This is a genomic window from Acidovorax sp. Root267 (assembly GCF_001429215.1).
Taxonomy (GTDB): Bacteria; Pseudomonadota; Gammaproteobacteria; order Burkholderiales; family Burkholderiaceae_C; genus Acidovorax; species Acidovorax radicis.
Window position 1 is genome coordinate 25,290 of sequence record NZ_LMJC01000012.1, and the last position, 24,066, is coordinate 49,355.

Genomic DNA, 24,066 nt, shown 5'->3' on the forward strand with positions numbered 1-24,066 from the left:
CAACATCATTTGTGGAGGATCTCTTGTTCAAACACCCCCTGTTCACCAAACTGGCCGCGCTGGCCGCCATCACCGTGCTGCTGCTCTTTGGCCTCGGCATGATCGAAGACGTGGTGCGCGACCGGCTGCGCTACCGCAGCATCACCGCGCAGAGCGTGGCCGAAAGCCTGGCCGGGCCGCAGACGCTGATGGGCCCGATGATCCACAGCGCCTGTGTGGAGAGCTGGGAGGTAGAGACCGGCAAGGGCGACGAGCGCCGCATGGTGGAGCAGCGCCGCGAGTTCCTGCTGACCGCCATGCCCGAGCAGCTCAAGCTCACCACCGGCGCCGCGATGGAGGAGCGTTCGCGCGGGCTGCACAAGGTGAACACCTTCAACCTCAAGGCCCACGTGACGGCGCAATGGGGGTCACTGGCAAGCCTGGTACCGCAGAGCAGCATGAAAAACTCGCGCATGCATTGCGGCGCCCCCATCGTCATGATGGCCGTGGGGGATGCGCGCGGCATCCGCACCGCGCAGTTCACCATGGACTCGCATGCCCTGGCCCTCAAGCCCGGCACCTTCCACCCCACTTACAGCCGGGGCCTGCACGCCGTGTTGCCTGAAGCGGTGCGCGGCAAGGCCGACGGGCTGACCGCCACGCTGGACCTGGAACTGGTGGGCACCGAGCGCCTGGCCTTCGTGCCGCTGGGCGGCAACACCGAAGTGCAGATGACCAGTGGCTGGCCCCACCCTTCGTTTGGGGGCCGCTTTCTGCCAGCGGAGCGCGAGGTCAAGAAGACCGGTTTTTCGGCCCAGTGGCGCTTGTCGTCGCTGGCCACCACGGCGCAGGCCGATATCGCCAACGGCAAGCGCATCTGCCTGGGGGGTTCGGACGACGGCAACCGCAGCGACTACGTGCCCGGCGAAGCCACCCCCGGCGACTGCGCCGACAGCTTCAGCGTGGCCTTCATCGACCCTGTGAACCCCTATTCGCTGTCTGACCGCGCCACCAAGTACGGCGTGCTGTTCATTGCCCTGACCTTCGTGGCCGTGGGCCTGTTCGAGCTGATGAAGAAGCTGCGCGTGCACCCGGTGCAGTACCTGCTGGTGGGCAGTGCGTTGTGCAGCTTCTTCCTGCTGCTGGTGAGCCTGTCTGAGCACCTGCCGTTTGGCATCTCGTACGCCGTCGCCGCCAGCGCCTGCGTGCTGCTGCTCGCCTACTACGCGAGCCACATGCTGGGCAGCCTGGCGCGGGGCATTCCGCTGGGCGGGGGCATCGCGGTGCTGTATGGGCTGCTGTACGTGCTGCTGCAGCTGGAGCAGACGGCCCTGGCGGTGGGTGCGATTGCGCTGTTCCTGGTGCTGGCGGCCGTGATGGTGGCGACCCGCAAGGTGAACTGGTACGGGTTGTCGCAGGGCACCACCCCGCCACGCCGCCCCACGGCCCCACCCGTTGCGCGCCCCACCACGCCCCCAGCGAGCGCCGTATGACAACACACACCACGCCCCGGTCTTGGGCGCAGCACCTGGCCGGCCCGGCGGCAGGCGCCGGAGCGCACCCACCTACCTTGACACTGGCAGAGGCCGAGCGCGTGCAGCGCCACCGCGACCAGCTGATGGCCGCCCTGCGGGCACAAGACCGGGTGGCGCTGGTCAGCGCCAAGCAGCAGGTGCTGGAGGCCGCGTTTTGCCCGCGCAGCGATCCCAGCCCTGTGGGTGTGCAGGATTCACCCGCCATGCGCCGGGCCCTGCGGGATCTGTCCTGGCGCATGGCGGCCCTGCTGCTGCCCCGCAGCCCGGGGCACTGAGACACTGAGGCAGTGCTGGAATTTTGATGAAAATTGGCTCCAGCGCTTTAGAGAAAAGCGCTATTAGCTATCAAAATGGAAGCAAATCGCTGCGCAGGGCCCTACACCACCACCGTTCGGTTGCGGCCTTCGCGCTTGGCGGCATAGAGCGCCGAATCCAGCGCGCACAGGGTGATGTCGAGCGGGCGCAGGGGATCAAAGTTGGACAGCCCCATGCTCACCGTCAGCATCAGCGGTGGCTCCACGCCAGGCACCGGGTGGGCAGCCAGCGCGGCATGCACGCGCTGCGCCACCGCCTGGGCCTGGTCGACCCGGGTGGCGGGCAACAGGGCCAGAAACTCCTCGCCACCCCATCGGCTCACCACATCGGCCGCGCGGAACACGTCGCGGCAGAGCGTGGCCACAAGCTGCAAGGCCTGGTCACCCACATGGTGGCCGTGCACGTCGTTGACACGCTTGAAGTGGTCGATGTCCATCATCAGCAGGCAGGCGGGTTCGCCGTCGCGCTGCAAAAGGGCCTGCTCCTGCACAAGGCGCGCGGTGAACGAGCGGCGGTTGGCCAGGGTGGTGAGCACGTCGGTATGGGCCAGCACGGCCATCTGGCGGCGCGCTTCTTCCAGCTCCACCAGCATCTGGCCCTGGCGGTCGTTGGCGCGCTTGAGCTCCAGCAGGCGGATCACCTGGCGCGCCAGCGCGGACAACATGTCCTGCGCTTTCTGGGACAGCTGGCGCGGCCGGTGGTCCAGCACGCAGAGCGTGCCCAGGGCATAACCATCGGGCGTGACCAAGGGCGCCCCGGCATAGAACCGCAAGGGGTTTTCCTGGGTCACGATGCTGAAGTGGGCAAAACGCGCATCCTGCGCGAGGTCGGGCACGATGAACACACCGGGCTGCCGCACTGCGTAGCGACACACGGACTGGTCCAGCGGGGTTTCCCGCAGCGGGAGCCCCACCGATGCCTTGAACCACTGGCGGTGGCTGTCCAGCAGGCTGATCAGGGCCACCGGGGCTTCGCACACATGGGCCGCAATCTCGGCCAACTCATCGTAGGCAGGCTCCATCGGCGTGTCGAGAATGCCGTAGCGCTGCAGGGCCTGCAGGCTTGCGGCGCCGTCGTACAGCGCCACCGTGGAAGAGATTTCGGCCATGGAGCAAAGCGGTCATGCCGCCCACCTTTGCCTAGAGACTTGGCAGCATGCCACACCGGCGCAGCCCACGCACGGGTGAAAGCACGCTTGCGCCGCGCCATGGCTGGCCGCGTGGGCGGACCGGCAGGCAGCGGCGCTGTGCGCCCGGCTCTCAAAACGTGTTCACGAGCTCAGGCCATTGCTGCGGGTTCGGCGGCGGCAACACCGGCCGAGGTATCGGAGCAGGTCGATCCACCACAACCCTGGATCAGTTCGCCCGGCAGCGCGTGCGGCGCATGCACCACGCCCGAGACCGGGTCAAACCCCACGCGGCGCAGGTGAAGGGCCAGCGCCGCGTCCATGCTCTGGGCGTGCTGCGGAAACCACAGCGCCAGCTCGCTGGCCATCACCCGCAGAACCTGGAGGTCGCCCTGCTCGGCCCGCACCACCCCTTCGCGCATGACCTGCAGCACCACCCTGTGCTGCATGCTGTGGCAGTTGCCCGAGGCAAAGCGGGTGGACGCCATCCAGGCATCCTCTTGCGCAAAATGGTGGTCGGTGTGCTCCACCAGAGCGTGCCAAGCGGAGAGCAACTGCCCATCCTCAGCCCGGCGCACGGCGGCCAGCAGATCCACGAATTCGCGGTGGGTGTCGTCCATCAGGGGCAGGTCCAGGGCCAGCGCGTCCGACCATTCGAGTTGTGCCATGCGAATCCCTTTGCAGCGAGACAAAAACAGGGCGCGAGCTTAGGCCGCCAGCCAACAGGGCGTGTTGATGCAGGTCAGTTCGGCGCCAACCGCGCGGCACCATTCGGCCCCCACAACAAAAAATGCCCCGCACGGGGCGGGGCATTTTTAAGACTGCCAGCGGCTGGGAGTACCGGCCACTGTGCGGTCCACAGGGGATCAGCTCTTGCCGTACATGCGCTTCATGTCGTCCACACACTTGGACTTGGCATCACCCGACAGCGCATCGCAGCGCTCCTTGGCGGCCTTGTAGTTGGCGTCGTTCTTTTCTGCGTTGGCATCCTTGCGGGCCTCCGCCACGGCAGCGCCCTTTTCGGCAGCGTTGTCCGCGGGCTTGGCCTGCACCGCGGCGACCTTGGCATCTTCCTTGGCCTTCACATGGGCAGCCTTGGCGTCCTTTTCACAGACATCCTTTTCATTGCCCTTCAGGTCATCGCATTTTTCCTTGGCGACGGAGTAGGCTGCATCAGCACGGGCTTCAGCGACCTTCTGGGTGGCTTTGGCGCTGGGCTTGTACTGGGCTTCGAGTTCGGCCTTGGCCACGTCTTCCTTGCCCTTGGCTTCCTTCACACAGATGTCCTTGGCGTTGGCCGACAGGGCATCACACTTTTGCTTGTCGGCCTTGTAGGCGGCCGAGATCTGGTCCTTGGCGGCCTTGTGTTCAGGGGCTGTCATGGCGAAGGCAGAGGTTGCCAGCAGGCCAGCAGCCACGGAAGCGATCAGAGTTCGTGCGAATTTCATGGGTTTCTCCTCGAATTGGATAGGTAGGGGATAGGGAGCAGGCCGGTGCGAAGGTGCGCCTGCCGCCTGCTGGTTGCCCGTGCGGCTCAGGCGCAGGGGGCTGGCCCCGGCACCAGACCCCGGTCAGTCGTTGAAGCGAAAGTCAGGGTGGCGGTCCTGCCACTCCTTGAGCTGCTTTTCGGCGGCGTCGCGGGCAATGCCCTGGCGCTCTTGCAGCTTGCCCAGGAACTGCTCGCGCTTGCCGTCGATGACGTCAAAGTCATCGTTCGTGAGCTTGCCCCACTGTTCAATCATCTTGCCCTTGAACTGCTTCCAGTTGCCCTTGACGGTGTCTTCATTCATGGTCTTCATCCTTGAGAGTGGCTCGCTGCGGCCATGCCACCGATATGGCGGTAAACGGTGCCGGACAGCGATGAGCCCACTGTAGAAACACTGCAGTGCGCCGCGCGTAGGCTCCCGGTGGCAGCGAACGTCGGCCTCTGGACTACACCGCTGCCGGACAAGCCGCCGCAGGGTGCGCAGCAAGATCCGGCGGGAATACGCCCTAGTCGAAACCAGCCTCTTTGCGTAAACCGTTGCATTTGGTGACTGTTGTAGTCATTCATAACGATTTAGCCCAACAGGCTCTCAGTTGCAAATCCATACACTTGGACCAGGCCTTGGCATCCATGGCAGAGCTACCGAAGCGCACCGTCCATGCATGCAGGGCGCCTGATAGCTCTGCGTGTGGTGTTGCTCCCGCTACCAACAACTAGCAGACCCACCATGACACTGATGAAAGAGGAACCTCGCGCAGCGGCGCCTGCCGAAGTTGCAGAGGGAATCGACACCGCGCAGGCGGCTCCACGCCCGGCCCCGTTGCCCAAGGAAGCCACGCTCGCCGCCCTGATGGCCAGCGTGGCGCTGGCAGCCTGCGGTGGCGGCGACGCAGCCGATGACACCGTGAGCCCGCCCGCCACGCCCGCTCCAGGGACCACACCGACCCCCACGCCAGGCCCGGCCCCTACCCCCGGCCCGGCCCCCACACCCAGCCCCACGACTCCCCCTTCCCCCGGGCCTGCACCGGCGCCCGGGCCCACGCCCGCGCCGGGGCCATCGACTCCACCGCCCCCGCCGCCTCCACCGGCCCCGGGTGCGGGCTCCTACACGTACACAAAGGCCGGCACCGATTCGGAGGCGGCCCGCTTCCTGCTGCAAGCGCAGTTCTCGGCCTCGACGGGCGAGATTGCCACCCTGCGCGCCGGCACCTACGACGGCTGGATCAACAACCAGTTCAGCCTGCCCGTTGGCACCAAGGGGTGGGACTGGCTGAACCAGCGCGGCTACAACACGGTGGACAACACTACGTCGTACTACGACAACACCTACCCGGGCGACTGCATGATCTGGCAGCAGCTCATGACGTCCACCGACGGGCTGCGCAAACGCGTGGCCCTCGCGCTGTCCGAAATCTGCGTGGTATCGCTCTCGGGCCTGGACTTCAGCTGGCGCAGCCACGCCATCGCCCACTATTGGGACCAGCTCGTGGCCAATGCCTTCGGCAACTTCCGCCAGCTGCTGGAGGACGTGACCCTCAACCCCGCGATGGGCTACTACCTCAACACGCGCGGCAACCAGAAGGAAAACCCCTCCACGGGCCGCCAGCCCGACGAGAACTATGCGCGCGAGATCCTCCAGCTGATGTCCATCGGGCTCGTGGACCTCAACCAGGACGGCACGGCCAAGCGCGATGGCTCGGGCCAAGTGGTCGACAGCTATACCCAAAGCGACATCACCAACCTGGCACGCGTGTTCACGGGCTACGACTACGACCAGTCGCAAAACGTGCAGACCACCGTGCCGGGTACCACGCGCACCGTGCCCAGCACCCATTTCACGCGGCTGCCCATGGCACTCACCGAGTCGCGGCACTCCACGCTGGCCGCCACCTTCCTGGGCACCACCGTTGCCGCCGGCACCCCCGGCGCGGCGGCGCTCAAGACCGCGCTGGACACCATCTTCAACCACCCCAACGTGGGGCCGTTCATCGGCAAGCAGCTGATTCAGCGCCTGGTCACCAGCAACCCATCGCCGGGCTACGTGAGCCGCGTGGCCGCCGCCTTCAACAACAACGGTGTCGGCGTGCGCGGTGACATGCGCGCCGTGGTCAAGGCGGTTTTGCTGGACAACGAGGCCCGCGGGCCCGCCGGGCTCACGGACTCCATGTTCGGCCGACTGCGCGAACCCATGTTGCGCTTCGTGCAGTGGGGCCGCACGTTCGGCATCGCTTCGCAATATGGCAGCTGGAAGATCGGCGACCTCAGCTCGGCGGGTTCGCGCCTGGCGCAGAGCCCGCTGCGCTCGCCGTCGGTGTTCAACTTCTTCCGGCCGGGCTATGTGCCGCCCTCGACCGCTCTGGCCACGGCGGGCGCCGTGGCGCCGGAGTTCCAGCTCGTCAACGAAAGCAGCGTGGGCGGCTACCTCAACTACATGCAGGGCGTGATCCGCAACGGCATCTTCGTGAACGCGCCAGACCTGCCCAACAACGGCAGCACCAGCAACAACGGCGTCGACATCAAGGCGGCCTACACCAACGAACTGGCCATCGTGGCCGATGCCGACGCGCTGGTCGACCGGGTCAACCTGCTCATGACAGGCGGCCAACTGTCTGCGGCCACCATCAAGCTCATCGCGGATGCCCTCAAGACCACGGCCGTCACGGCCGCGAGCGCGGACAACGCCAAGCGCGACCGCGTGGCGGCCGCGATTTTCCTCGTCATGGCCTCGGCCGAATACCTGATCCAGAAATAAGGCGCGCCGCCATGCATCTCCTCCAACCCGAACTCCACTCCCGCCGCGCTTTCCTGCGCCGCTCGGCCCAGCTGGGCATGGCGGGCACGGCCCTGCCCTTTGCGCTCAATCTCGCGGCCGTTGGCGAGGCCGCAGCCTTCACGGCCACGGATTACAAGGCGCTGGTCTGCGTCTTCCTGTACGGCGGCAATGACTACGGCAACACTGTCATCACCTACGACGACGACAGCTACAACAAGTACAACGCCATCCGTGGCGGCGGGGCCGGCCAGACGGCCGGTGGCATCGCCCTGGCCAAGTCCGCGCTCACGCCCACGCTGCTCACCCCCACCACGCCGCTGGCCGGGGGGCGCCAGTACGCACTGCACCCCGCGATGACCGGGCTGACGAACCTGTTCAACACCGGCAAGGCCGCCGTGCAGCTGAACGTGGGTCCCCTGGTGGTGCCACTCACCCGTGCGCAGTACAGCAGCAGCAACCGCACGCTGTACCCGCTGCCCCCCAAGCTGTTCTCGCACAACGACCAGCAGTCGGTCTGGCAGTCGTCTTCGCCCGAAGGCTCCACCGTGGGCTGGGGCGGCAACATCGGCGACCTGGCGCTGTCCTCCAACGGCAGTTCGCTGTTCACCTGCATCTCCGTCACGGGCAATGCGGTGTTCCTCTCGGGTGACTCCGCGCTGCAGTACCAGGTCAGCACCAACGGCGCGATCGCGATCAACGGCGTCAAGAACAACGTCTACGGCTCCACGGCCGTGCGCGCGGCACTCAGCTCGTTGATCCAGCAAAACAGCGGCCAGACGCTGGAAAACGAATACAACCGCGTCACCGCGCGGGCCGTGGGCGCAGAAGCCTCCATCACCTCGGGGCTGGCCGGGGTCAACCTGGCCACGGCCTTCCCCTCCAGCAATTCGCTCGCCGACCAGCTCAAGATGGTCGCCCGCCTCATCGGCGCGCGCACCACATTGGGCAGCAAACGGCAGGTCTTCATGGTGTCGCTCGGCGGCTTCGACCTGCACGACAACCTGATCTCGCAGCAGCCCACGCTCATGCAGCGCGTGAGCGAAGCCATGACCGCGTTCTACAACGCCACTGTCGAACTGGGCGTGGCCGACAAGGTGACGGCGTTCACGGCCTCGGACTTCGGCCGCACGCTCAGCTCCAACGGCGACGGCTCGGACCACGGCTGGGGCAGCCACCATCTCATGGTGGGTGGTGCGGTCAAGGGCAAGGCCTTCTACGGCAAGGCGCCACCGGTCAGCATCACCAACACCGCCGATGCCAACGACCAATGGCATGTGGGCCAGGGTCGCCTGCTGCCCAGCACCTCGGTGGACCAATACGCGGCCACGCTGGCCAGCTGGTTCGGCGTGAGCAACAGCGAACTGCCGGGTGTGCTGCCCAACCTGAGCCACTTCGGCGGGGCCGACTACCCGACCAACCTGGGCTTTATGGCTTGATGTGAAACATCCCCCGAGCGGCTGTGCCGCTCGGGGCGGGCCTTGGCTTGCTGCCCTTGCCCAAGGCGGCGCCAGTTTCACTGGCCGCCCGGAAGCTGCGAGCCCCAATAATGGGGGCATGACCACTTCCTCCGCTCCCTCGCCCCGTCCCCGTGTTGTCATCATCGGCTGCGGCTTCGGCGGCCTTGAAGCCGCCCGTGCGCTGCGTGGTGCCGCACTGGACGTGACGCTCATCGACAAGACCAACCACCACCTCTTTCAGCCCCTGCTCTACCAGGTCGCCACCGCCGGGCTGTCGGCCCCGGCCATCGCGGCGCCCATCCGCCACCTGTTTCGCCAGCAGCCCAACGTCACGACCTTGCTGGGCGAGGTCACGCACATCGATGTGGCGGCACGCACCGTACACCTGAAGGGCGGACCCCATCCCTCCGCACCCCAGCCCTACGACCACCTCATCGTCGCGGCCGGTGCCACGCACAGCTACTTCGGCCGGGACGCCTGGGCCACCCACGCGCCCGGGCTCAAGACGCTGGACGATGCCTTCGAGATCCGCCGCCGCATCCTGCTGGCCTTCGAGGCCGCCGAAAAAGAGACGGACCCTGTGCGCCGCGCCGACTGGCTCAACTTTGTGGTCGTCGGCGCCGGCCCCACGGGCGTGGAGATGGCGGGCACCCTGGCCGAGATCGCACGCCACACGCTGCCGGGCGAGTTCCGGCACATCGACCCGGCCAGCGCAAAAATCATCCTGCTCGAAGGCGGCGCCCGCGTGCTCCAGTCCATGCCGGAGACGCTGAGCCAGCGCGCCAGGGAGCAGCTGGAAAAGCTGGGGGTGGAAGTGCGCCTCAACGCCCGCGTTACCGCCATTGACGCCGAGGGACTGATGGTCGAATCGCCATCCAGCGCTGATTCATCAGGCGCAAATAGCTATCAAATCAAGAGCAAGTGCATTGTCTGGGCTGCGGGCGTGGCCGCTTCTGCGCTGGGCCGCCAGCTGGCCGAGGCCACCGGGTGCACCACCGACCGCGCTGGCCGCGTGGTCGTGGCGCCCGACCTCACGCTGCCCGGCCACCCCGAGATCAGCGTGATCGGCGACCTGGCTGCGGCCAAGAGCCACGCGCCCGGCCAGGAGCCGACGCCTGTCCCCGGTGTATCCCCCGGCGCCAAGCAGATGGGCCGGGCCGCCGCCGCCAACATCCTGCGCCGGCTCAGCGGCCAGCCCGCGCAGCCGTTCCGCTACAGCGACTACGGCAACCTGGCCACCATCGGCCGCAACTCCGCCGTGGTGGACCTCACCTCGCCCGCCGGGCCGGTGCGGTTCTCAGGCTACTTTGCGTGGCTGTTCTGGCTCTTCGCGCACGTCTACTTCCTGATCGGCTTTCGCAACCGCCTGGTGGTGCTGCTGGACTGGGCCTGGGCGTACTGGAGCTTTGCGCGCTATGCGCGGGTGGTGACGGGAATCGAGGGGCAGCCTTCGGTGGCCGCTGCGCCTGTGTCGAAGCCCCCCCAAAAACCCCAGCCGTAGGCCGCAGCACCACAGCGGGAGTGCGCCGTCCCGCCCCGCCTGCGTACCGACGTTCCAAGGACCTGATTCAGCCGCGCGCCCCGGCGGCGCCCTGCGGGCCCCGGATGTGCGCGATCAGTTCCGCCAGCTTGAGCTTGCTGGCCATCTTGTGCCGCAAGGTCTTGAGCTCTGCCATCACGGTCTGCAACTCGCCGGGTGTGGGCTGCAGGGGCCGCAGGCACTGGGCGAGCACCGGCACTACCTCGCGCCGCATGAACCGCCCGCCCGCCAGCACCATCTGCACGATCACGAGCAGCACGCCCAGGGCCATGAACACCAGCACCGCCAGGTCGGACGAGTCGGGAGACAGCTTGTGCACGATGGCGGGCCCTGCAATCATCAGGCCCAGCGCGACGAGGGCGGAGATGCCGACCTCCTTGTCGAAATGGGTGGATGCAAAACGCTTTTCGACCTTGGGCGACAGCAGCAGAAATGGGCTGCGGATTAGCGCCTTGCGGTCATCGGCGTGCAGGGCGCGCGGGTCTGCGCGCAACTGCCGCTCCAGGTCCAGCCGCTCCTTCCAGGCCTGCTCCAGGTCCGGAAAGGTCTGCCGGGCCAACTCGGGCAAAGGCGCGGGCTTGGGTGCCACTGCAGCGTAATGGGTGGGCTCGGCGCTGAACGAGGTGTCGCACCGCACGCAGGTGCGCTCGTAGCCCACCAGCTCTCCCTGGCTCACCGTGATGTAGTACACGTGCCCCGCAGACCCCAGGCGCCGCAGCACGAACGGGCGCGGCTTGCGGCAGATGGGACAAAAATCGGCCACATGGCCGAGTTTTCGATAGACGAGCTTCTTCCCCCAGACGATGAACATGGCGTCCCTCTCGATGTGTTGTGTGATTTTTGGATGCGGGAAGCGACATGGTACGCACTGCGGCGGCCGTTGGAAATGTGCCCGTGCCCACGCCAGCACACCACCCAGACATGCGCGATGCGCTGGACTTCGGTCCAGCGATTGGGGGGACTCCCCCCAAGGAAACACCCGCTCCATGGCCTGCGCCCCGCCGCGCTCCTTGGGGCAAGTCTGTGCAGCGTCTTGCGGCTCAGCCCGGCGGGCTGCTCCGCCGCGTCATTGGCGGACGTCGCCCACCTGTTCCACCCACGCGGCCAGTTCCTGCGCCACCTGGGTGGATGCCTCGGCCAGTGCGGCCACGCCGCCCGCAGCGTCGGCACTGCGCGCGGGGGTGCGCGCGATGAACACGCGCTGGCCGCGCAGCACTTCACCAGACAGCGTCAGGTCCACCACCGTGGCGCGCAGGCGCACCACGCCCGCACTCTCGGTCGGCTGGACGAAGATGTGGCTGAACTCTTCCAGCTCCACGCGCAACACCGAAGGCAGCCGGTTGCCCTGGGCCGTATCGCGTGCCTGGGCCGCAGCATCGTCGGCCTTGAGCACCGCACGCCGCTGGCCCAGGTGTTCACGCAGGCGCTGCTGCAGCAACTGCGCAGGCGGCTGGCTCCAGCGGGCCTGGCTGTACGGGCGCAGCTGCTGGGTGTCGGAATAGGCCAGGCGGTAGAGCACGGCATTGCTCCCTTCGGGCAGGCCGGGGGCCTCCACATCGGCCAGCGCCAGGGGTGGCAGGGGCGCGCGGCGGTCGGTGGGCACCGGGGCAAGTGCGCCGGGGCCAAAGTCATACAGTGCGGGGCGCGATGGCGGGCTGGGCAGCGCCGAGCAGCCTGCGATGCCGAGCACCACCACAGAAAAAATAGAGGCAAACAGACCTCTAGCGCTTGACTGATATGCGTTAGCAGCTATGTTTTTAATAGTATTGGTCATAAACGCTCCTCACGGTGCGGCAAAGCCCTGTTCACCCGGGCCGGGCGGGATGCGGCCAGACCCATAGATGAACAGCTGCGGGTTGTCAGTGACGCCGCCCGCTGTGCGGCTGAGCTGGCGCGCCGCGCGCGAGGTGTCGTCGGCGGCACGGTTCAGGCGCGGCAGCGTGGTGGTGCTGAACTGGTCGGCCGCGCGGGCGAGGGACTGCGTGCCGATGGTGATCTGGTCGATGGGGCCACCCTCCGCCCCCAGGCGCTGCGTGGTCTTGCTGACGTCGGCCGCCAGCACCGACACGCTGGCGCCGGCCTGCTGCAGCGACTGCAGGGTCTTGCGGGCATCGCTGGCCAGCGGGGGCAGCGCGGCCAGGGCCGGGTCCAGGCGCTGGGCCACGGTGGCATCGAGCCGCTGGGTCAATGTGTTCACGCTGCCTGCCGCCTGGGCAATGTTGCCCAGAGCCTCCGTCAGCTTCTGCTGGTTGGTGTCGCCCAGCAGCTGGTTGATGCGGCGCGTGGCTTCGTCCACCTGGGCGAGGATGGCGGGTGCCTGCTCGGCGAGCTTGCCAAACGGCGACGGCTTGATGGGCAGGCGCGGCAGGCCGCTGGGGCCCGGAGGCAGCTCGGGGTAGGGCTTGTCGGCGTCGTCCAGCAGGACGTGGGCCAGGCCCGTCACGCCCTGGTAGCCCAGCACGGCGAAGGTGGTGGGGCTGATGGGCGCCTGCTCGTTGACCGCAATGCGGATGAGCACGTTGCCCGTCACCTGCGGGTCGAAGCCGATGCGCGTGACCTTGCCCACGGCCACGCCCTTGTAGCGCACGGCGGCCTGGGGCTGCAGCCCGCTCACGCCGTCCTTGGTGGACAGCTCGTACTGCTCGTAGTTGGCGCTGTCGCGCGTGAGCCAGATGGCCAGGCCCGCCAGCATGGCGGCCACCACCAGCACAAAGATGCCTGCGGCGAGGGCGTGGGATTTGTTTTCCATCAGGTGGGTTCCTTGTCGGGCGTGGGCGCGACGGCGGTCTGTGCCACGGCGTGCTCCACGGATTGCACCGGGGCCATGGCGCGCTGGCCACGTTCACCCAGGAAGAAGTGTTCGATGAACGGGTGCTGGAAATGCGCCACCTCGTGCGGCGGTCCGGTGACGATGACCTTTTTATCGGCCAGCACGGCCACGCGGGTGCTCAGCGCAAACAGCGTATCCAGGTCGTGCGTGACCATGACCACCGTGAGCCCCAGTGCGGCCCGCAGCTCGCGCAGCAAGGCACAGAAGTCGTCGGAGCTGCTCGGGTCGAGCCCGGCCGTGGGTTCGTCGAGCAGCAGCAGCGGCGGGTCCATGATGAGCGCGCGCGCCAATGCCACGCGCTTGACCATGCCGCCCGACAGGTCTGCCGGCATGCGCGTGGCGTGCTCGGGCTGAAGGCCCACCATCTGCAGCTTGACCAGCGCGGCATCGCGCACCAGGTCGTCGGGCAGGGTGCCCTGCTCGCGCAGCGCAAACGCCACGTTGTCGAGCACGTTGAAAGCCGAGAACAGCGCGCCGTGCTGGAACAGCATGCCCACGCGGCTGGCCGCGCCCTCGCGCCCCATTTCAGACGCCGGGCGCCCCAGCACCGTGACCTGGCCCCGCGCCGGCCGGGCCAGGCCCAGGATCTGGCGCAGCAGCACCGTCTTGCCCGTGCCCGAGCCCCCCACCAGCGACAGCATCTCGCCACGCTGCACGGTGAAGTTCAGGTCCTGGTGCACGGTGAAGGCTTCGTCGCCCTTGCCGAACACCGTCCACAGGCCTTGCACGTCCACGATGGGCGGCTCGCCGGGCGCGACGGCGATGTGTTCGGGCTTGGCGATGCGCTCAGTCATATGCCGATGTTTTTGAAAGCCACCGCAAACAAAGCGTCCACGATGATGACCATGGTGATCGACGTGACCACCGAGGCCGTGGTGCCTTCGCCCAGGCTCTGGGTGTTGGGCTTCACGCGCAGGCCCCAGTGGCAGCCGATGAGCGCGATGAACGCTCCAAACACCACCGACTTGGCCATGGCCAGGCCCAGGTTGCCGATCTTGACGGCGGCGGGCAGGGCCTGCACGAAGTAGCCCGGCGAGATGTCCATGGCCACGTCGGCCGCCAGCATGCCGCCCGCCAGCGCGGCCAGCGTGGTCCACACGCTGATGAGCGGCATCGCCAGCGCCAGCGCAATGGTGCGGGGCATCACCAGCCGAAAGCCGTGGGGAATGCCCATCACGCGCATGGCATCGAGCTCTTCGGTCACGCGCATCACGCCGATCTGCGCGGTGATCGACGAGCCCGAGCGCCCTGCCACCAGGATGGCGGCCAGCATCGGCCCCAGCTCGCGGATGAGCGAGATGCCCAGGATGTTGACGATGAACGACTCAGCACCAAACTGCCGCAGCTGCAGGCTCATCAGGTAGGCCAGCACCACGCCGATGAGAAAGCCTACCAGCGCCGTGATGGGCAGGGCCGTGGCCCCCATGCGGTACAGGTGGCCAGAGACGTCGCGCCACGGACCCCGGCGCGGGGCACGCGCCAGGCGACCCAGGTCCAGTACCAGCCGGCCGACCATTTCGAGCATGTGGCGGGCATGGTCCACGCCGTGCAGCACCAGCACCCCGAGGTGGTCCACCTGCTCGCCCAGCCGCCAGGGCTCGGTCGGCGGCGCGGTGCAGGTGAACTGCGCCACGCGCGCAAGCATGTCGCGCTGTGCGTCGGTGCAGGCCAGGCGCTCGGGCCAGGCATGCTGCCAGTGGTTCCACAGCAACTGGGCGCCCACGTGGTCCAGCCACTGCAGCTGCGTCAGGTCCCAGCCCAGCGTGGGTGCGGCCGGGTGGCTGCGCAGTTGGCCCGACACGGCCTCCCACTGCGCCCCGGTTCCCAGCTCGGCCGCGCCCCAGCGCCCATGCAGCTGCGCACAAGGCCCCTGGGGCGTATCGGCGCTAACAATGCGAGGAGCGGGGTCGGTCATGAACTGGGCAGCGCGGGCCGCCAAGAATGAAAGGGAGGGTGCATGGTAGCGGAGCCAGCGGCAGGCGGCGCGTAGGATTTATGCCCGCACAGGCCGTGCGCCAAGCACAGGTGGGCCAAGAATGCGTGAAATTAATATCAAACAGGCCGCCAGCGCTTTATCAATAAGCGCTGATAGCTATACATTTAATAGCAATAGGCACTGACCCTCTCGACACACCCGGCGCCGTCCGCACAATGGCCCTCCGTCTCCTTCCACACATTGCCACCGCCCCCTGCCCATGAGCGACCACACCACGTTTGACACCATCATCATTGGCGGCGGCACGGCCGGCGCCCTGCTCGCCAACCGCCTGAGCGCCGACGGCCGCTACCGGGTGCTGTTGATCGAAGCCGGCCGCAAGGACGACTACCACTGGATCCACATCCCCGTGGGCTATCTGTACTGCATCGGCAACCCGCGCACCGACTGGCTCTACAACACCGAACCCGACGCGGGCCTGAACGGCCGCACGCTGCGCTACCCGCGCGGCAAGACGCTGGGCGGCTGCAGCAGCATCAACGGCATGATCTACATGCGCGGCCAGGCCCGCGACTACGACCAGTGGGCCGAGCTGACCGGCGACGCCAGCTGGCGCTGGGACAACGCCCTGCCCTACTTCCGCCGCCACGAGGACCACTGGCGCCTGGACCAGCCCGGCGGCGTGAATGAAAATTTCAAACGCCTGCACGGCAACAAGGTCACCGGCAGCACCGGCGAGTGGCGGGTCGAAAAGCAGCGCCTGCGCTGGGATGTGCTCGACGCGTTTTCCCAGGCAGCGCAGCAGGCCGGCATCCCCGCCACCGACGACTTCAACGGCGGCAGCAACGAAGGCGTGGGCTACTTCGAGGTCAACCAGAAAAGCGGCTGGCGCTGGAACACGGCCAAGGCCTTTTTGCGGCCCACGTGCTACGGCCGCCCCAACTTCGAGATGTGGACCAGCGCGCAGGCCGCCAAGCTCGTCATCGAGACGCAGCCCGACGGCAGCAAGCGCTGCACCGGCGTGTTGGTGTGGGACGGCCAGGAGATGGTCACGGCGCATGCCTCAGGCGAGGTCATCCTGAGCGCGGGCGCGGTCAACTCACCGCAGCTGCTGCAGCTGTCGGGCATCGGCCCCGCCGCGCTGCTGCGCCAGCACGGCATCGACGTGGTGCACGACCTGCCCGGCGTGGGCGCCAACCTGCAAGACCATCTGCAGATCCGCGCGGTGTTCAAGGTCAACGGCGTGGCCACGCTCAACACCATGGCCAGCTCGCTCTGGGGCAAGGCCAAGATCGGGCTCGAATACGCGACCAAACGCAGTGGCCCCATGAGCATGGCGCCCTCGCAGCTGGGGGCCTTCACGCGCAGCAGCGCGGACCAGCCCTACCCGAACATCGAGTACCACGTGCAGCCGCTGTCGCTTGACGCGTTTGGCGAGCCGCTGCACAGCTTTCCGGCCTTCACGGCCAGCGTGTGCAACCTCAACCCCACAAGCCGGGGCACGGTGAACATCAAGAACGCCGACTTCAAGGCCGCCCCCGCCATTGCGCCCAACTACCTGAGCACCGCCGAAGACCGCCAGGTGGCCGCCGACAGCCTGCGCGTCACGCGCCGCATCGTGGCCCAGCCCGCACTGGCCAAGTACCAGCCCGAGGAGTGGAAGCCCGGCGTGCAGTTTGAAAGCGACGAAGACCTGGCGCGCCTGGCCGGTGACATTGCCACCACGATCTTCCACCCCGTGGGCACGACGAAGATGGGGCGGGATGAAGACCCGATGGCGGTGCTGGACTCCCAACTGCGTGTGCGCGGCATTGCGGGCCTGCGGGTGGTGGATGCAGGGGCGATGCCCACCATCACCAGCGGCAACACCAACTCGCCCACCCTGATGCTGGCCGAGAAGGCAGCGGAGTGGATCATCCAGGCGCGGCGCGCGGCATAAGCGTGGGTACCATCGCGCCCATGTACTCCTCCACCTTCATCTTTGCCACCAAACAGTTCGACGACGCCTTCCACCGCCTGGACGAGGCGATTGCCACCGCCGCCCGCTCCATCGACGGCTACCTGGGCGAGGAGTCGTGGGAGGACACGGGCAAGGGCCTCGTGTCCAACGTGTATTACTGGCAATCGCTCGAGGCCCTGCAGGCCCTGATGCAACACCCCACCCACCTGAAGGCCAAGGCGGCGCAAGCGCAGTGGCTCAACGGCTACCAGGTCGTCATCTCGCAGGTGATGCGCACCTATGGCGACGACAAGCTGGTCGGGCTGCTGCCCACGGCGGGCCTGTTCGTGCAGGGCGCGGCAGCGCACTGATCCCGCCCAGCCCCAGTCATACCCCGGCCACACGGCCGCGGCGCGGTCAGCGGATTCCCCCCACATACCGAGGCACTTCGGGCGCTGGCTCGGGTGCGGGCGGCGGCGCCATGCGCTGGCGCACGGCCTGCGTGGCCACATCCAGCAAGGGACGGCGCGGCGCAGCGGGTGGGGCGGCATGGATGGCCAGGTCCAGGCGGTCGGCCCACTCGACCAGCTCTGGAACGTTGTCCTCCTGGGCACGCCGGCGTGCGAAACGCACGATCTCCAGCGCATATTCGGCGTTGGCCGCCATCCATTCGGTGTCGGTCACGCGCCCCGTCTTGCGGCGCAGCAGCACATGCAGGTGGGCGGCAATGGCGAGCTTGTCGGAATCGGGCATGGTCGGCTCCTTGTGGCATTTCAGTCATCCATGGCGCTGACCGGCGCGGCCCAAGCGCGGGCAGCCGCGCAAGGGCCGCCCCGCCGCGCTGGCTGCGTCCCCCTGCCCGCATTGCGCAGCAATGCGAGAGCGGGGGGAAGGCCCGCAGGGCCTCAGGGGGGTGGACTTCATTAACTCCCCAGGCGCTCACGGTGCTGCGCGATGTCGAGCCCGGTCTGCTCGCTCTGCTCATCCACCCGCAGGCCCACGGCGAAATTGGTGATCCACAGCAGCACGGCGGTCGCAACGAGGCTGTAGGCCATCACCGCCCCCACGCCAATGGCCTGGGTGAGCAGGCTGCCGGAGACACCCCCCACGGTGCGGCTGGCCAGCACGCCGGTGAGCAGCGAGCCCACGATGCCGCCGATGCCATGCACCCCAAACACATCGAGCGAATCGTCGGCGCGCAGCAGGCGCTTGAGCCCCGTGGCGCCCCAGTAGCATGCCAGCCCGGCCACCAGGCCAATCGCCACCGCCGAGCGCAGCGTGACAAACCCCGCCGCCGGCGTGATGGCCACCAGCCCCGCCACCAGGCCAGAGCACAGCCCCAGCAGGGACGGCCGCCCGCGCACCACCCATTCGCCCAGCATCCACGACAAGGCCCCGGCCGCTGCGGCCAGGTGCGTCACCGCCATCGCCAGCCCGGCGCGCCCGTCGGCGGCCACGGCAGAGCCCGCGTTGAAGCCGAACCAGCCCACCCACAGCAGGCCCGCACCGGCCATGGTGAGTCCCAGGTTGTAGGGCTCGAACGGCTCACGCCCGTAGCCAGTGCGCCGCCCGAGGAACCACGCACACACCAGCCCGGCCACGCCCGCATTCACGTGCACCACCGAGCCCCCGGCAAAGTCCAGCGCGCCCATCTGGGCCAGCCAGCCCCCTGGCTCCCACACCCAATGCGCCACCGGGGCGTAGACCAGCAGGGTCCACAGGCTGATGAAGATCAGCATGGCGGAAAACCGCATGCGCTCGACAAACGCCCCTACCAGCAGCGCGGCGGTGATGATGGCAAACGTGAGCTGGAACATGGCGTACACCGACTCGGGGATGTGCGGTGCCACATGGCTCACGGCCAGCTTGCCGCCAGCGAGCTGAAAGTCCAGGCCCGCAAAGCCGATGCGCTCCCATCCCCCCAGCCAAGGGCTGCCCGGGGTGAAGGCCAGCGAGTAGCCCGCCCCAAACCACAGCAGGCTGACCAGCGCCGCAATGGCGACCACACTGGCCATGGTGTTGAGCACGTTCTTCTTGCGCACCATGCCCGCGTAGAACAGGGCAATGCCCGGCAGCGTCATCAGCAGGACCAGCGCCGTGGAGGTCATCATCCACGCGGTATCTGCCGCGCTGATGGTGGTCTGCGCCACCAGCCCGGGGCGGGTCAGGGGCGGGGATGGCACTGCCGCCACCGCACCCGCTGCATCGAGCGCCGTCTGGGCCAATGCGCTGGCGCACAGGCCCAGACACAACGACACGACCACAAAGAACCGGTGGTTGACTGCCCGCATGGCGGCTCCCTTTCGCAAATTGTTACAAGCGCAATTGCACGAGCCGTGCCAACCCAAACACCCTGTTTTCGCCCCCCTGCGGCGCGTTCACCGCCCCACAACGGGGGCGGGAAACCCCCAATGCACCAGCGAAGTGCAGTCGTTACAGTTGCGGCACTCGAAAGCGCGCTTCGGTGTGCCAAGCGAGGGGCCCGAGGAGACATCCTTTCTACCAATAATCAAATTTCAAGCACCCAACGAGGTGCGGTTTTTTTCCAGGCGCTGGCGATCCCAGCGCCTTTTTCTTGCCTGTTCCACGCTGGCCTCCCTTTCGCCAATGCCTTGGGAGGTCCTGAATCCATAGCAGACAAGCTGCGAAAATCCTGCGATGGAATGGATTTTTATTACCCTGGCCTCGCTGCTGGCAGGTTTTGTGGATGCGATCGTGGGTGGGGGCGGGCTGGTGATGGTGCCGGCGCTGTTTGCGGCTTTTCCCGGGGCCCCTCCGGCCACGCTGCTGGGCACCAACAAGGCCGCCTCGGTGTGGGGCACGGCCATGGCCACCTGGCAGTACAGCCGTCGCGTGCAGGTCCGCTGGTCGGCCATGCTGCCTGCCGCCGCTGCGGGTTTTGCGGGTTCGTTTGCCGGCGCCTGGGCTGTCACGGTGATGTCGGCCGATTTCCTTCGCAAGCTGCTGCCCCTGGTGCTGCTGGGGGTGCTGGTCTACACGCTGGCCAAGAAGGAGTTGGGGCGGCACCACACCCCACGTTTTGTGGGCGGCACCGAAGTGCTGGTGGCCAGCCTGATCGGCGTGCTCATCGGCTTTTATGACGGCTTCTTCGGCCCGGGCACCGGCAGCTTTTTTGTCTTCCTGTTCGTGCGGCTGCTGGGCTATGACTTCCTCAACGCCTCGGCCTCGGCCAAGCTGCTCAACTGCGCCACGAACGTCGCCGCCATTGCGCTGTTTGCCGCCAAGGGCCATGTGTGGTGGCACTTTGCGGTGACATTGGCCATCGCCAATGTGGTGGGCAGCCTGCTGGGCACGCACCTGGCGCTCAAGCACGGCACGGGTTTCGTGCGTGGCATCTTCATCGTGGTGGTGAGCACGCTGATCCTCAAGACGGGTTACGACGCGTTCCTGCGCTAGCGGAGGCCCAAAGGGGCTCGTGCCCCCGGATGGCATCATGCTTGCTAAGCTGGGCAGGCCTACCACCAGGGCGCCCCGAGGTCATCGGGGTTGCCCTGCATGGCCCGAATGCGAACGCCCGTCCTATAATTTCTGCGCATTTCCGTTTGATGACGAGGCCCATCGCTGTTGGCGATGCCTGCATTCACCCGCTCCGGCCTGCCTACCCGCATGCCGGATTTTTTGTACCTGAACCACCCCCACAGGAACCCTGCCATGAAGTTTTTCAAGTCTGCCGTTGTCACCGCCGTGGCGCTGTGCGCCGCCCTCGCCGTCCAGGCCCGCACGCTGGATGAAATCAAGAAAGACGGCAAGATCATCGTGGCCACCGAAGGCCAGTTCGCGCCGTTCAACTTCTTTGAAGGCACCAAGCTCACGGGTTTCGAGGTGGAAGTGGCCGAGCTGGTGGTCAAGAAGATGGGCCTGAAGCTCGAATGGAAGACCCTGGGGTTTGACGCGCTGCTGACCGGCCTGGGCCAAAGCCGCTGGGACGCCGTGATCGCATCGCACGGCGTGACCGAAGAGCGCTCCAAGGCTGTCACGTTTGCCAACCCCCACTACTGCTCGGGCGGCATCATCGTGGCGATGGACGCAAAGATCCGCAACGCTCAGGACCTCTCGGGCAAGGTGGTGGCCGTGCAGACCGGCACCAGCTACCTCGAGCAAGTGAAAAAGGTCAGCGGCGTGAAGGAAGTGAAGAACTTTCCGCAGGACACCGACGCCCAGCGCGCCCTGATCTCCAAGCGCGTGGACGCGTGGGTCAGCGACAAGTTCGTGGCCAAGGAAGCCGCCGCCAAGAACGCCAAGGCCGGTTTCAAGCTGGGCGACATGCTGTTCATTGAACGCATCGCCCCCGCAATGGCCAAGGGCAACACCGACCTGGCCGATGCCTGGAACAAGGCGTTTGCCGAAGTGCTGGCCGACGGCAGCTACGCCACGGTCTCCAAGAAGTACTTCAAAGAAGACGTGCGCTGCAACTGAGTTAAAAATACGTGATGGGGTGCGCAGGGCCTGGCCCTTGGCGCACCCTTTGCTGTTTCTAGCGGCGTCACCCTGGTCCTGCCGCTGGCCCGATTCCAACCAAGACCTTCCGGTCGTCTGATCCATGCTTCTCGCTCTTTGGCCACAAGGCTGGTCCCGACAGCAGCGCAGCAATGCCACGCTGGTCGCTGCACTGGTGGTGATGGTGCTGGCCCTCTCGTTGCTGGGCCAATTGCTGTCGTTCTTCCCCGACCCCATCGGCCCCAACGCCCAGGCGTTTTCCGAAGGTGCGCGCACCACGCTGTGGCTCACGCTGGTCAGTGGTGCCGTGGGCCTGGTGCTGGGCACGGCGGCGGCGCTCGCCCGCACCGCCCGCTGGACGCCCGTGCGCTGGGTTGCTGGCGTGTACATCTGGGCCATCCGCGGCACGCCACTGCTGGTGCAGATTTTGTTTGTGTACTTTGCCCTTCCGGTGCTGGTGCCGGGGCTGAATTTGCCCGACTTTGCCGCGGCCGTGGTGGCCCTGGGGCTGAACGTGGGCGCCTACAACGCCGAAGCACTGCGCGCAGGCCTGCTGGCCGTGCCCCGCGGGCAGACCGAGGCGGCCAGGGCGCTGGGCCTGGGGAGGGTGCATGTATTTCTGGACGTGGTGTTTCCGCAGGCGTTCAAGATTTCGCTGCCGCCGCTGGTGAGCAACTTTGTGGCGCTGCTCAAGGATTCGTCGCTGGCTTATGCGATTGGTGTGGTGGAGTTGACCAACGTGGGCAACCGCATCCAGTCGGCCACTTTCCAGCCCATTGCCACGCTGACCACGGTGGCCGTCACCTACCTGCTGCTGACCACTCTGGTCACGCAGATCTCCAACGCTGTGGAATACCGCTTTGACGTGGAAGGGCGCAACCAATGACCGCGACCCACCAGCCCAAGCCCTACATCGTGGCCGAACGGGTGTGCAAGTCGTTTGGCGCGCACCAGGTGCTCAAGGATGTCTCCACCGTGTTCCACACCGGCGAGGTGACGGTCATCATCGGCGCGTCGGGCTCGGGCAAGAGCACGCTGCTGCGCGCCATCAACCGGCTGGAGCCCCACGACAGCGGGCGCATCACCATCGACGGCGTGGAGGTCTGCGACGACCTCGGCACGCTGCAGCGCCAGCGCTGCGAAGTGGGCATGGTGTTCCAGCAGTTCAACCTGTTCGGCCACATGAGTGTGCTGGACAACGTGACGCTGGCCCCCCGCCGCATTCGCCGCACGCCGCGCGCCCAGGCTAACGAGGAAGCCATGCAGCTGCTGCGCCGCGTGGGCATGCAGGACCACGCACACAAGTACCCCTGGCAACTGTCGGGCGGGCAGCAGCAGCGCGTGGCCATTGCGCGGGCGCTGGCCATGCAGCCCAAGGTCATGCTGTTTGACGAGCCCACGTCGGCGCTCGACCCCGAGATGGTCAAGGAAGTGCTGGACGTGATGCGCGGCCTCGCACGCGGCGGCATGACGATGATTGTGGTCACCCACGAAATGGGCTTTGCCCGCGAGGTGGCCGACCGGGTGATGTTCTTCGACCAGGGCCGCATCGCGCACGACGCGCCGCCGCAGGAGTTCTTCGGCAACCCGGCCAACGACCGCATCCGCGCCTTTCTGGGCCAGGTCAGCCACTGACCCGCGTCCGAGCCGCTCTGCAGCGCAGAGGCCGCCGGGCAACCGGCGGCCCTTTTTTCTTTTGGTTTTGGGGAATTCTTCCGATGCGTACTGAACGTTGGGGCCTGATGGCCCTGCTGGTTGTCACGGTGGTGTGGGGCACCACCTTCCCGGCGATGAAACTGCTCTCGGCGCAGCTCGATGCGCTGCAGATCATCTGGCTGCGTTTTGTGATCGCGCTGGTGGTGCTGGCGCCGCTGTGGCGCGGCATGCTGCGGCACGAACGGCGCTGGGGTTGCGCCCTGGGCCTGCTGCTGTTCCTGGCGTTCTGGCTGCAGATCGAAGGGCTGGCGCGCACCAGCAGCAACCGCAACGCGTTTGTCACCGGGCTCAACGTGCTGGTGGTGCCCCTGATCGCCATGGCCTTCCTGGGCCGGCGCTATGGCTGGCGGCTGTGGGCGGCGTGCGCCCTGGCGTGTGCAGGCATGGCGCTGATGTTCCATGAGAACGAGCCCTGGAACCTGGGCGATACGCTGACGCTGGCCAGCACCGTGTTCTACGCGCTGTACATCCTGGCGCTGGAGGAATGCGCGCGCCGCACGGCGGCGCAGCCGCTGCGGGCCACGCGCATGGCCGCCGCACAAGCCACGGTGATGGCGCTGGCCTCCACCGCGCTGCTGCTGGCGCAGGGCGGTGGCATGGACTGGCTGCGCTCCACGGCAGACCTGCCTGTGGATGCCTTGCTGGCGCTGCTCTATCTGGGCCTGCTCGCCAGCGTGGTGGTGGTGACGCTGCAGGCCTGGGGCCAGCAGCGCGTGGATGCCATGCGCAGCGCCATCGTGTTCGGCCTGGAACCTGTGTTCGCAGCCCTGACGGCCTGGGCGCTGCTGGGCGAAAGGCTGGGTTGGGCGGGGCTCGGCGGTGCCGCCCTGATCGTGGCAGCGCTGGTGTTCAGCCAGATCCAGCCCGCTGGGCGGGCCGGCACCGTGCAACGGGCCTGACGGAGCGGGACGGAGCGGGACGGAGCGGGACGGAGACCGGTTGGGAACGAAAATCTTACTAAAAATAGGCTCTGGCG

General features: G+C 67.1%; 23 protein-coding genes. 12 read left to right on the forward strand and 11 right to left on the reverse strand.

The genetic code is table 11. The features are described from left to right. Positions 1-23 precede the first annotated feature (23 nt). Both creD and ASE39_RS09680 read left to right on the forward strand, forming a co-directional pair. Entirely contained in the window at positions 24-1,472 is a 1,449-nt protein-coding gene (creD, locus tag ASE39_RS09675) for a cell envelope integrity protein CreD (RefSeq protein WP_057271008.1), read from the forward strand. After that, positions 1,469-1,789, forward strand: a complete 321-nt coding sequence (locus ASE39_RS09680) for a hypothetical protein (RefSeq protein WP_081474711.1) — start codon at positions 1,469-1,471, stop codon at positions 1,787-1,789. Before creD ends, ASE39_RS09680 begins: the two co-directional genes overlap by 4 nt. 101 nt (positions 1,790-1,890) lie before the next feature. Here the strand turns inward: ASE39_RS09680 and ASE39_RS09685 are convergent, their stop codons facing one another. From ASE39_RS09685 to ASE39_RS09700, 4 genes are all read right to left on the reverse strand, one after another. Next, entirely contained in the window at positions 1,891-2,937 is a 1,047-nt protein-coding gene (locus ASE39_RS09685) for a diguanylate cyclase (RefSeq protein WP_057271009.1), read from the reverse strand. Between the two features lie 170 nt (positions 2,938-3,107). Continuing rightward, positions 3,108-3,623, reverse strand: a complete 516-nt coding sequence (locus tag ASE39_RS09690) for a hemerythrin domain-containing protein (RefSeq protein WP_057271010.1) — start codon at positions 3,621-3,623, stop codon at positions 3,108-3,110. A 198-nt stretch (positions 3,624-3,821) separates the two neighbouring features. Further along, on the reverse strand, positions 3,822-4,403 hold the full coding sequence (locus ASE39_RS09695) for a hypothetical protein (RefSeq protein ID WP_010467099.1): 582 nt from the start codon (positions 4,401-4,403) through the stop codon (positions 3,822-3,824). 123 nt (positions 4,404-4,526) lie between these two features. Then, entirely contained in the window at positions 4,527-4,745 is a 219-nt protein-coding gene (locus ASE39_RS09700; RefSeq protein WP_010467098.1) for a CsbD family protein, read from the reverse strand. Between the two features lie 423 nt (positions 4,746-5,168). On the opposite strand from ASE39_RS09700, the gene ASE39_RS09705 reads away from it, so the two are divergent. The 3 genes from ASE39_RS09705 to ASE39_RS09715 all read left to right on the forward strand — a co-directional run bounded on the left by ASE39_RS09705 (position 5,169) and on the right by ASE39_RS09715 (position 10,172). After that, a complete protein-coding gene (locus ASE39_RS09705) occupies positions 5,169-7,193 on the forward strand; it encodes a DUF1800 domain-containing protein (protein WP_057271011.1) in 2,025 nt (674 codons plus the stop codon). A gap of 11 nt (positions 7,194-7,204) precedes the next feature. Beyond that, positions 7,205-8,650 (forward strand): DUF1501 domain-containing protein, encoded by a 1,446-nt coding sequence (locus ASE39_RS09710; RefSeq protein ID WP_010467095.1) that lies wholly within the window; start codon positions 7,205-7,207, stop codon positions 8,648-8,650. Between the two features lie 118 nt (positions 8,651-8,768). Then, complete coding sequence (locus ASE39_RS09715) at positions 8,769-10,172, forward strand: NAD(P)/FAD-dependent oxidoreductase (RefSeq protein WP_057271012.1); 1,404 nt, start codon at positions 8,769-8,771, stop codon at positions 10,170-10,172. 67 nt (positions 10,173-10,239) lie between these two features. Here ASE39_RS09715 and ASE39_RS09720 read toward each other — a convergent pair whose 3' ends face one another. The 5 genes from ASE39_RS09720 to ASE39_RS09740 form a co-directional block, all read right to left on the reverse strand. After that, positions 10,240-11,022: a hypothetical protein gene (locus ASE39_RS09720; RefSeq protein WP_057271013.1), complete on the reverse strand. Its 783-nt coding sequence runs from the start codon at positions 11,020-11,022 to the stop codon at positions 10,240-10,242. A 255-nt stretch (positions 11,023-11,277) separates the two neighbouring features. After that, a complete protein-coding gene (locus ASE39_RS09725) occupies positions 11,278-11,985 on the reverse strand; it encodes an ABC-type transport auxiliary lipoprotein family protein (protein WP_029414394.1) in 708 nt (235 codons plus the stop codon). A gap of 9 nt (positions 11,986-11,994) precedes the next feature. Beyond that, on the reverse strand, positions 11,995-12,960 hold the full coding sequence (locus ASE39_RS09730) for an MlaD family protein (protein WP_010467087.1): 966 nt from the start codon (positions 12,958-12,960) through the stop codon (positions 11,995-11,997). Further along, positions 12,960-13,835 carry an ATP-binding cassette domain-containing protein gene (locus ASE39_RS09735; RefSeq protein ID WP_057271014.1) on the reverse strand — a complete coding sequence of 292 codons (876 nt, stop codon included), beginning with the start codon at positions 13,833-13,835 and terminating at the stop codon, positions 12,960-12,962. Before ASE39_RS09735 ends, ASE39_RS09730 begins: the two co-directional genes overlap by 1 nt. After that, a complete protein-coding gene (locus tag ASE39_RS09740; RefSeq protein WP_057228602.1) occupies positions 13,832-14,956 on the reverse strand; it encodes an ABC transporter permease in 1,125 nt (374 codons plus the stop codon). The genes ASE39_RS09735 and ASE39_RS09740 overlap by 4 nt, the downstream gene beginning before the upstream one ends. Before the next feature lie 280 nt (positions 14,957-15,236). On the opposite strand from ASE39_RS09740, the gene ASE39_RS09745 reads away from it, so the two are divergent. After that, a complete protein-coding gene (locus ASE39_RS09745) occupies positions 15,237-16,916 on the forward strand; it encodes a GMC family oxidoreductase N-terminal domain-containing protein (protein WP_057271015.1) in 1,680 nt (559 codons plus the stop codon). Positions 16,917-16,936: 20 nt separating this feature from the next. Beyond that, positions 16,937-17,287 (forward strand): antibiotic biosynthesis monooxygenase, encoded by a 351-nt coding sequence (locus tag ASE39_RS09750; RefSeq protein WP_057228599.1) that lies wholly within the window; start codon positions 16,937-16,939, stop codon positions 17,285-17,287. Between the two features lie 46 nt (positions 17,288-17,333). On the opposite strand, the gene ASE39_RS09755 is transcribed toward ASE39_RS09750, so the two are convergent. Together ASE39_RS09755 and ASE39_RS09760 are read right to left on the reverse strand one after the other, a co-directional pair. Continuing rightward, entirely contained in the window at positions 17,334-17,669 is a 336-nt protein-coding gene (locus tag ASE39_RS09755) for a hypothetical protein (protein WP_057228385.1), read from the reverse strand. A gap of 170 nt (positions 17,670-17,839) precedes the next feature. Further along, positions 17,840-19,207, reverse strand: coding sequence for an ammonium transporter (locus tag ASE39_RS09760; RefSeq protein WP_010467076.1), 1,368 nt, complete (start codon positions 19,205-19,207; stop codon positions 17,840-17,842). 367 nt (positions 19,208-19,574) lie between these two features. Here ASE39_RS09760 and ASE39_RS09765 point away from each other — a divergent pair, with 367 nt between their 5' ends. From ASE39_RS09765 to ASE39_RS09785, 5 genes are all read left to right on the forward strand, one after another. Further along, positions 19,575-20,333 carry a TSUP family transporter gene (locus ASE39_RS09765; RefSeq protein ID WP_057271016.1) on the forward strand — a complete coding sequence of 253 codons (759 nt, stop codon included), beginning with the start codon at positions 19,575-19,577 and terminating at the stop codon, positions 20,331-20,333. A gap of 255 nt (positions 20,334-20,588) precedes the next feature. Continuing rightward, a complete protein-coding gene (locus tag ASE39_RS09770) occupies positions 20,589-21,353 on the forward strand; it encodes an ABC transporter substrate-binding protein (RefSeq protein ID WP_010467071.1) in 765 nt (254 codons plus the stop codon). A 124-nt stretch (positions 21,354-21,477) separates the two neighbouring features. Beyond that, complete coding sequence (locus ASE39_RS09775) at positions 21,478-22,260, forward strand: amino acid ABC transporter permease (RefSeq protein ID WP_057271017.1); 783 nt, start codon at positions 21,478-21,480, stop codon at positions 22,258-22,260. Then, positions 22,257-23,009, forward strand: a complete 753-nt coding sequence (locus ASE39_RS09780) for an amino acid ABC transporter ATP-binding protein (protein WP_057271018.1) — start codon at positions 22,257-22,259, stop codon at positions 23,007-23,009. The genes ASE39_RS09775 and ASE39_RS09780 overlap by 4 nt, the downstream gene beginning before the upstream one ends. An 83-nt stretch (positions 23,010-23,092) precedes the next feature. Further along, positions 23,093-23,989 (forward strand): DMT family transporter, encoded by an 897-nt coding sequence (locus ASE39_RS09785; protein ID WP_035198701.1) that lies wholly within the window; start codon positions 23,093-23,095, stop codon positions 23,987-23,989. Positions 23,990-24,066 lie beyond the last annotated feature (77 nt).

Excerpts from the sequence above, each read along its gene's own strand:
- ASE39_RS09760 (WP_010467076.1), bottom strand. The coding sequence starts at position 19,207 with ATGCGGGCAGTCAACCACCGGTTCTTTGTGGTCGTGTCGTTGTGTCTG.
- ASE39_RS09725 (WP_029414394.1), bottom strand. The coding sequence starts at position 11,985 with ATGACCAATACTATTAAAAACATAGCTGCTAACGCATATCAGTCAAGC.
- ASE39_RS09720 (WP_057271013.1), bottom strand. The coding sequence starts at position 11,022 with ATGTTCATCGTCTGGGGGAAGAAGCTCGTCTATCGAAAACTCGGCCAT.
- ASE39_RS09705 (WP_057271011.1), top strand. The coding sequence starts at position 5,169 with ATGACACTGATGAAAGAGGAACCTCGCGCAGCGGCGCCTGCCGAAGTT.
- ASE39_RS09700 (WP_010467098.1), bottom strand. The coding sequence starts at position 4,745 with ATGAATGAAGACACCGTCAAGGGCAACTGGAAGCAGTTCAAGGGCAAG.
- ASE39_RS09695 (WP_010467099.1), bottom strand. The coding sequence starts at position 4,403 with ATGAAATTCGCACGAACTCTGATCGCTTCCGTGGCTGCTGGCCTGCTG.
- ASE39_RS09785 (WP_035198701.1), top strand. The coding sequence starts at position 23,093 with ATGCGTACTGAACGTTGGGGCCTGATGGCCCTGCTGGTTGTCACGGTG.
- ASE39_RS09715 (WP_057271012.1), top strand. The coding sequence starts at position 8,769 with ATGACCACTTCCTCCGCTCCCTCGCCCCGTCCCCGTGTTGTCATCATC.
- ASE39_RS09775 (WP_057271017.1), top strand. The coding sequence starts at position 21,478 with ATGCTTCTCGCTCTTTGGCCACAAGGCTGGTCCCGACAGCAGCGCAGC.
- ASE39_RS09755 (WP_057228385.1), bottom strand. The coding sequence starts at position 17,669 with ATGCCCGATTCCGACAAGCTCGCCATTGCCGCCCACCTGCATGTGCTG.
- ASE39_RS09680 (WP_081474711.1), top strand. The coding sequence starts at position 1,469 with ATGACAACACACACCACGCCCCGGTCTTGGGCGCAGCACCTGGCCGGC.
- ASE39_RS09750 (WP_057228599.1), top strand. The coding sequence starts at position 16,937 with ATGTACTCCTCCACCTTCATCTTTGCCACCAAACAGTTCGACGACGCC.
- ASE39_RS09730 (WP_010467087.1), bottom strand. The coding sequence starts at position 12,960 with ATGGAAAACAAATCCCACGCCCTCGCCGCAGGCATCTTTGTGCTGGTG.
- ASE39_RS09690 (WP_057271010.1), bottom strand. The coding sequence starts at position 3,623 with ATGGCACAACTCGAATGGTCGGACGCGCTGGCCCTGGACCTGCCCCTG.
- ASE39_RS09685 (WP_057271009.1), bottom strand. The coding sequence starts at position 2,937 with ATGGCCGAAATCTCTTCCACGGTGGCGCTGTACGACGGCGCCGCAAGC.
- ASE39_RS09745 (WP_057271015.1), top strand. The coding sequence starts at position 15,237 with ATGAGCGACCACACCACGTTTGACACCATCATCATTGGCGGCGGCACG.
- ASE39_RS09740 (WP_057228602.1), bottom strand. The coding sequence starts at position 14,956 with ATGACCGACCCCGCTCCTCGCATTGTTAGCGCCGATACGCCCCAGGGG.
- ASE39_RS09710 (WP_010467095.1), top strand. The coding sequence starts at position 7,205 with ATGCATCTCCTCCAACCCGAACTCCACTCCCGCCGCGCTTTCCTGCGC.
- ASE39_RS09735 (WP_057271014.1), bottom strand. The coding sequence starts at position 13,835 with ATGACTGAGCGCATCGCCAAGCCCGAACACATCGCCGTCGCGCCCGGC.
- ASE39_RS09780 (WP_057271018.1), top strand. The coding sequence starts at position 22,257 with ATGACCGCGACCCACCAGCCCAAGCCCTACATCGTGGCCGAACGGGTG.
- ASE39_RS09770 (WP_010467071.1), top strand. The coding sequence starts at position 20,589 with ATGAAGTTTTTCAAGTCTGCCGTTGTCACCGCCGTGGCGCTGTGCGCC.
- ASE39_RS09765 (WP_057271016.1), top strand. The coding sequence starts at position 19,575 with ATGGAATGGATTTTTATTACCCTGGCCTCGCTGCTGGCAGGTTTTGTG.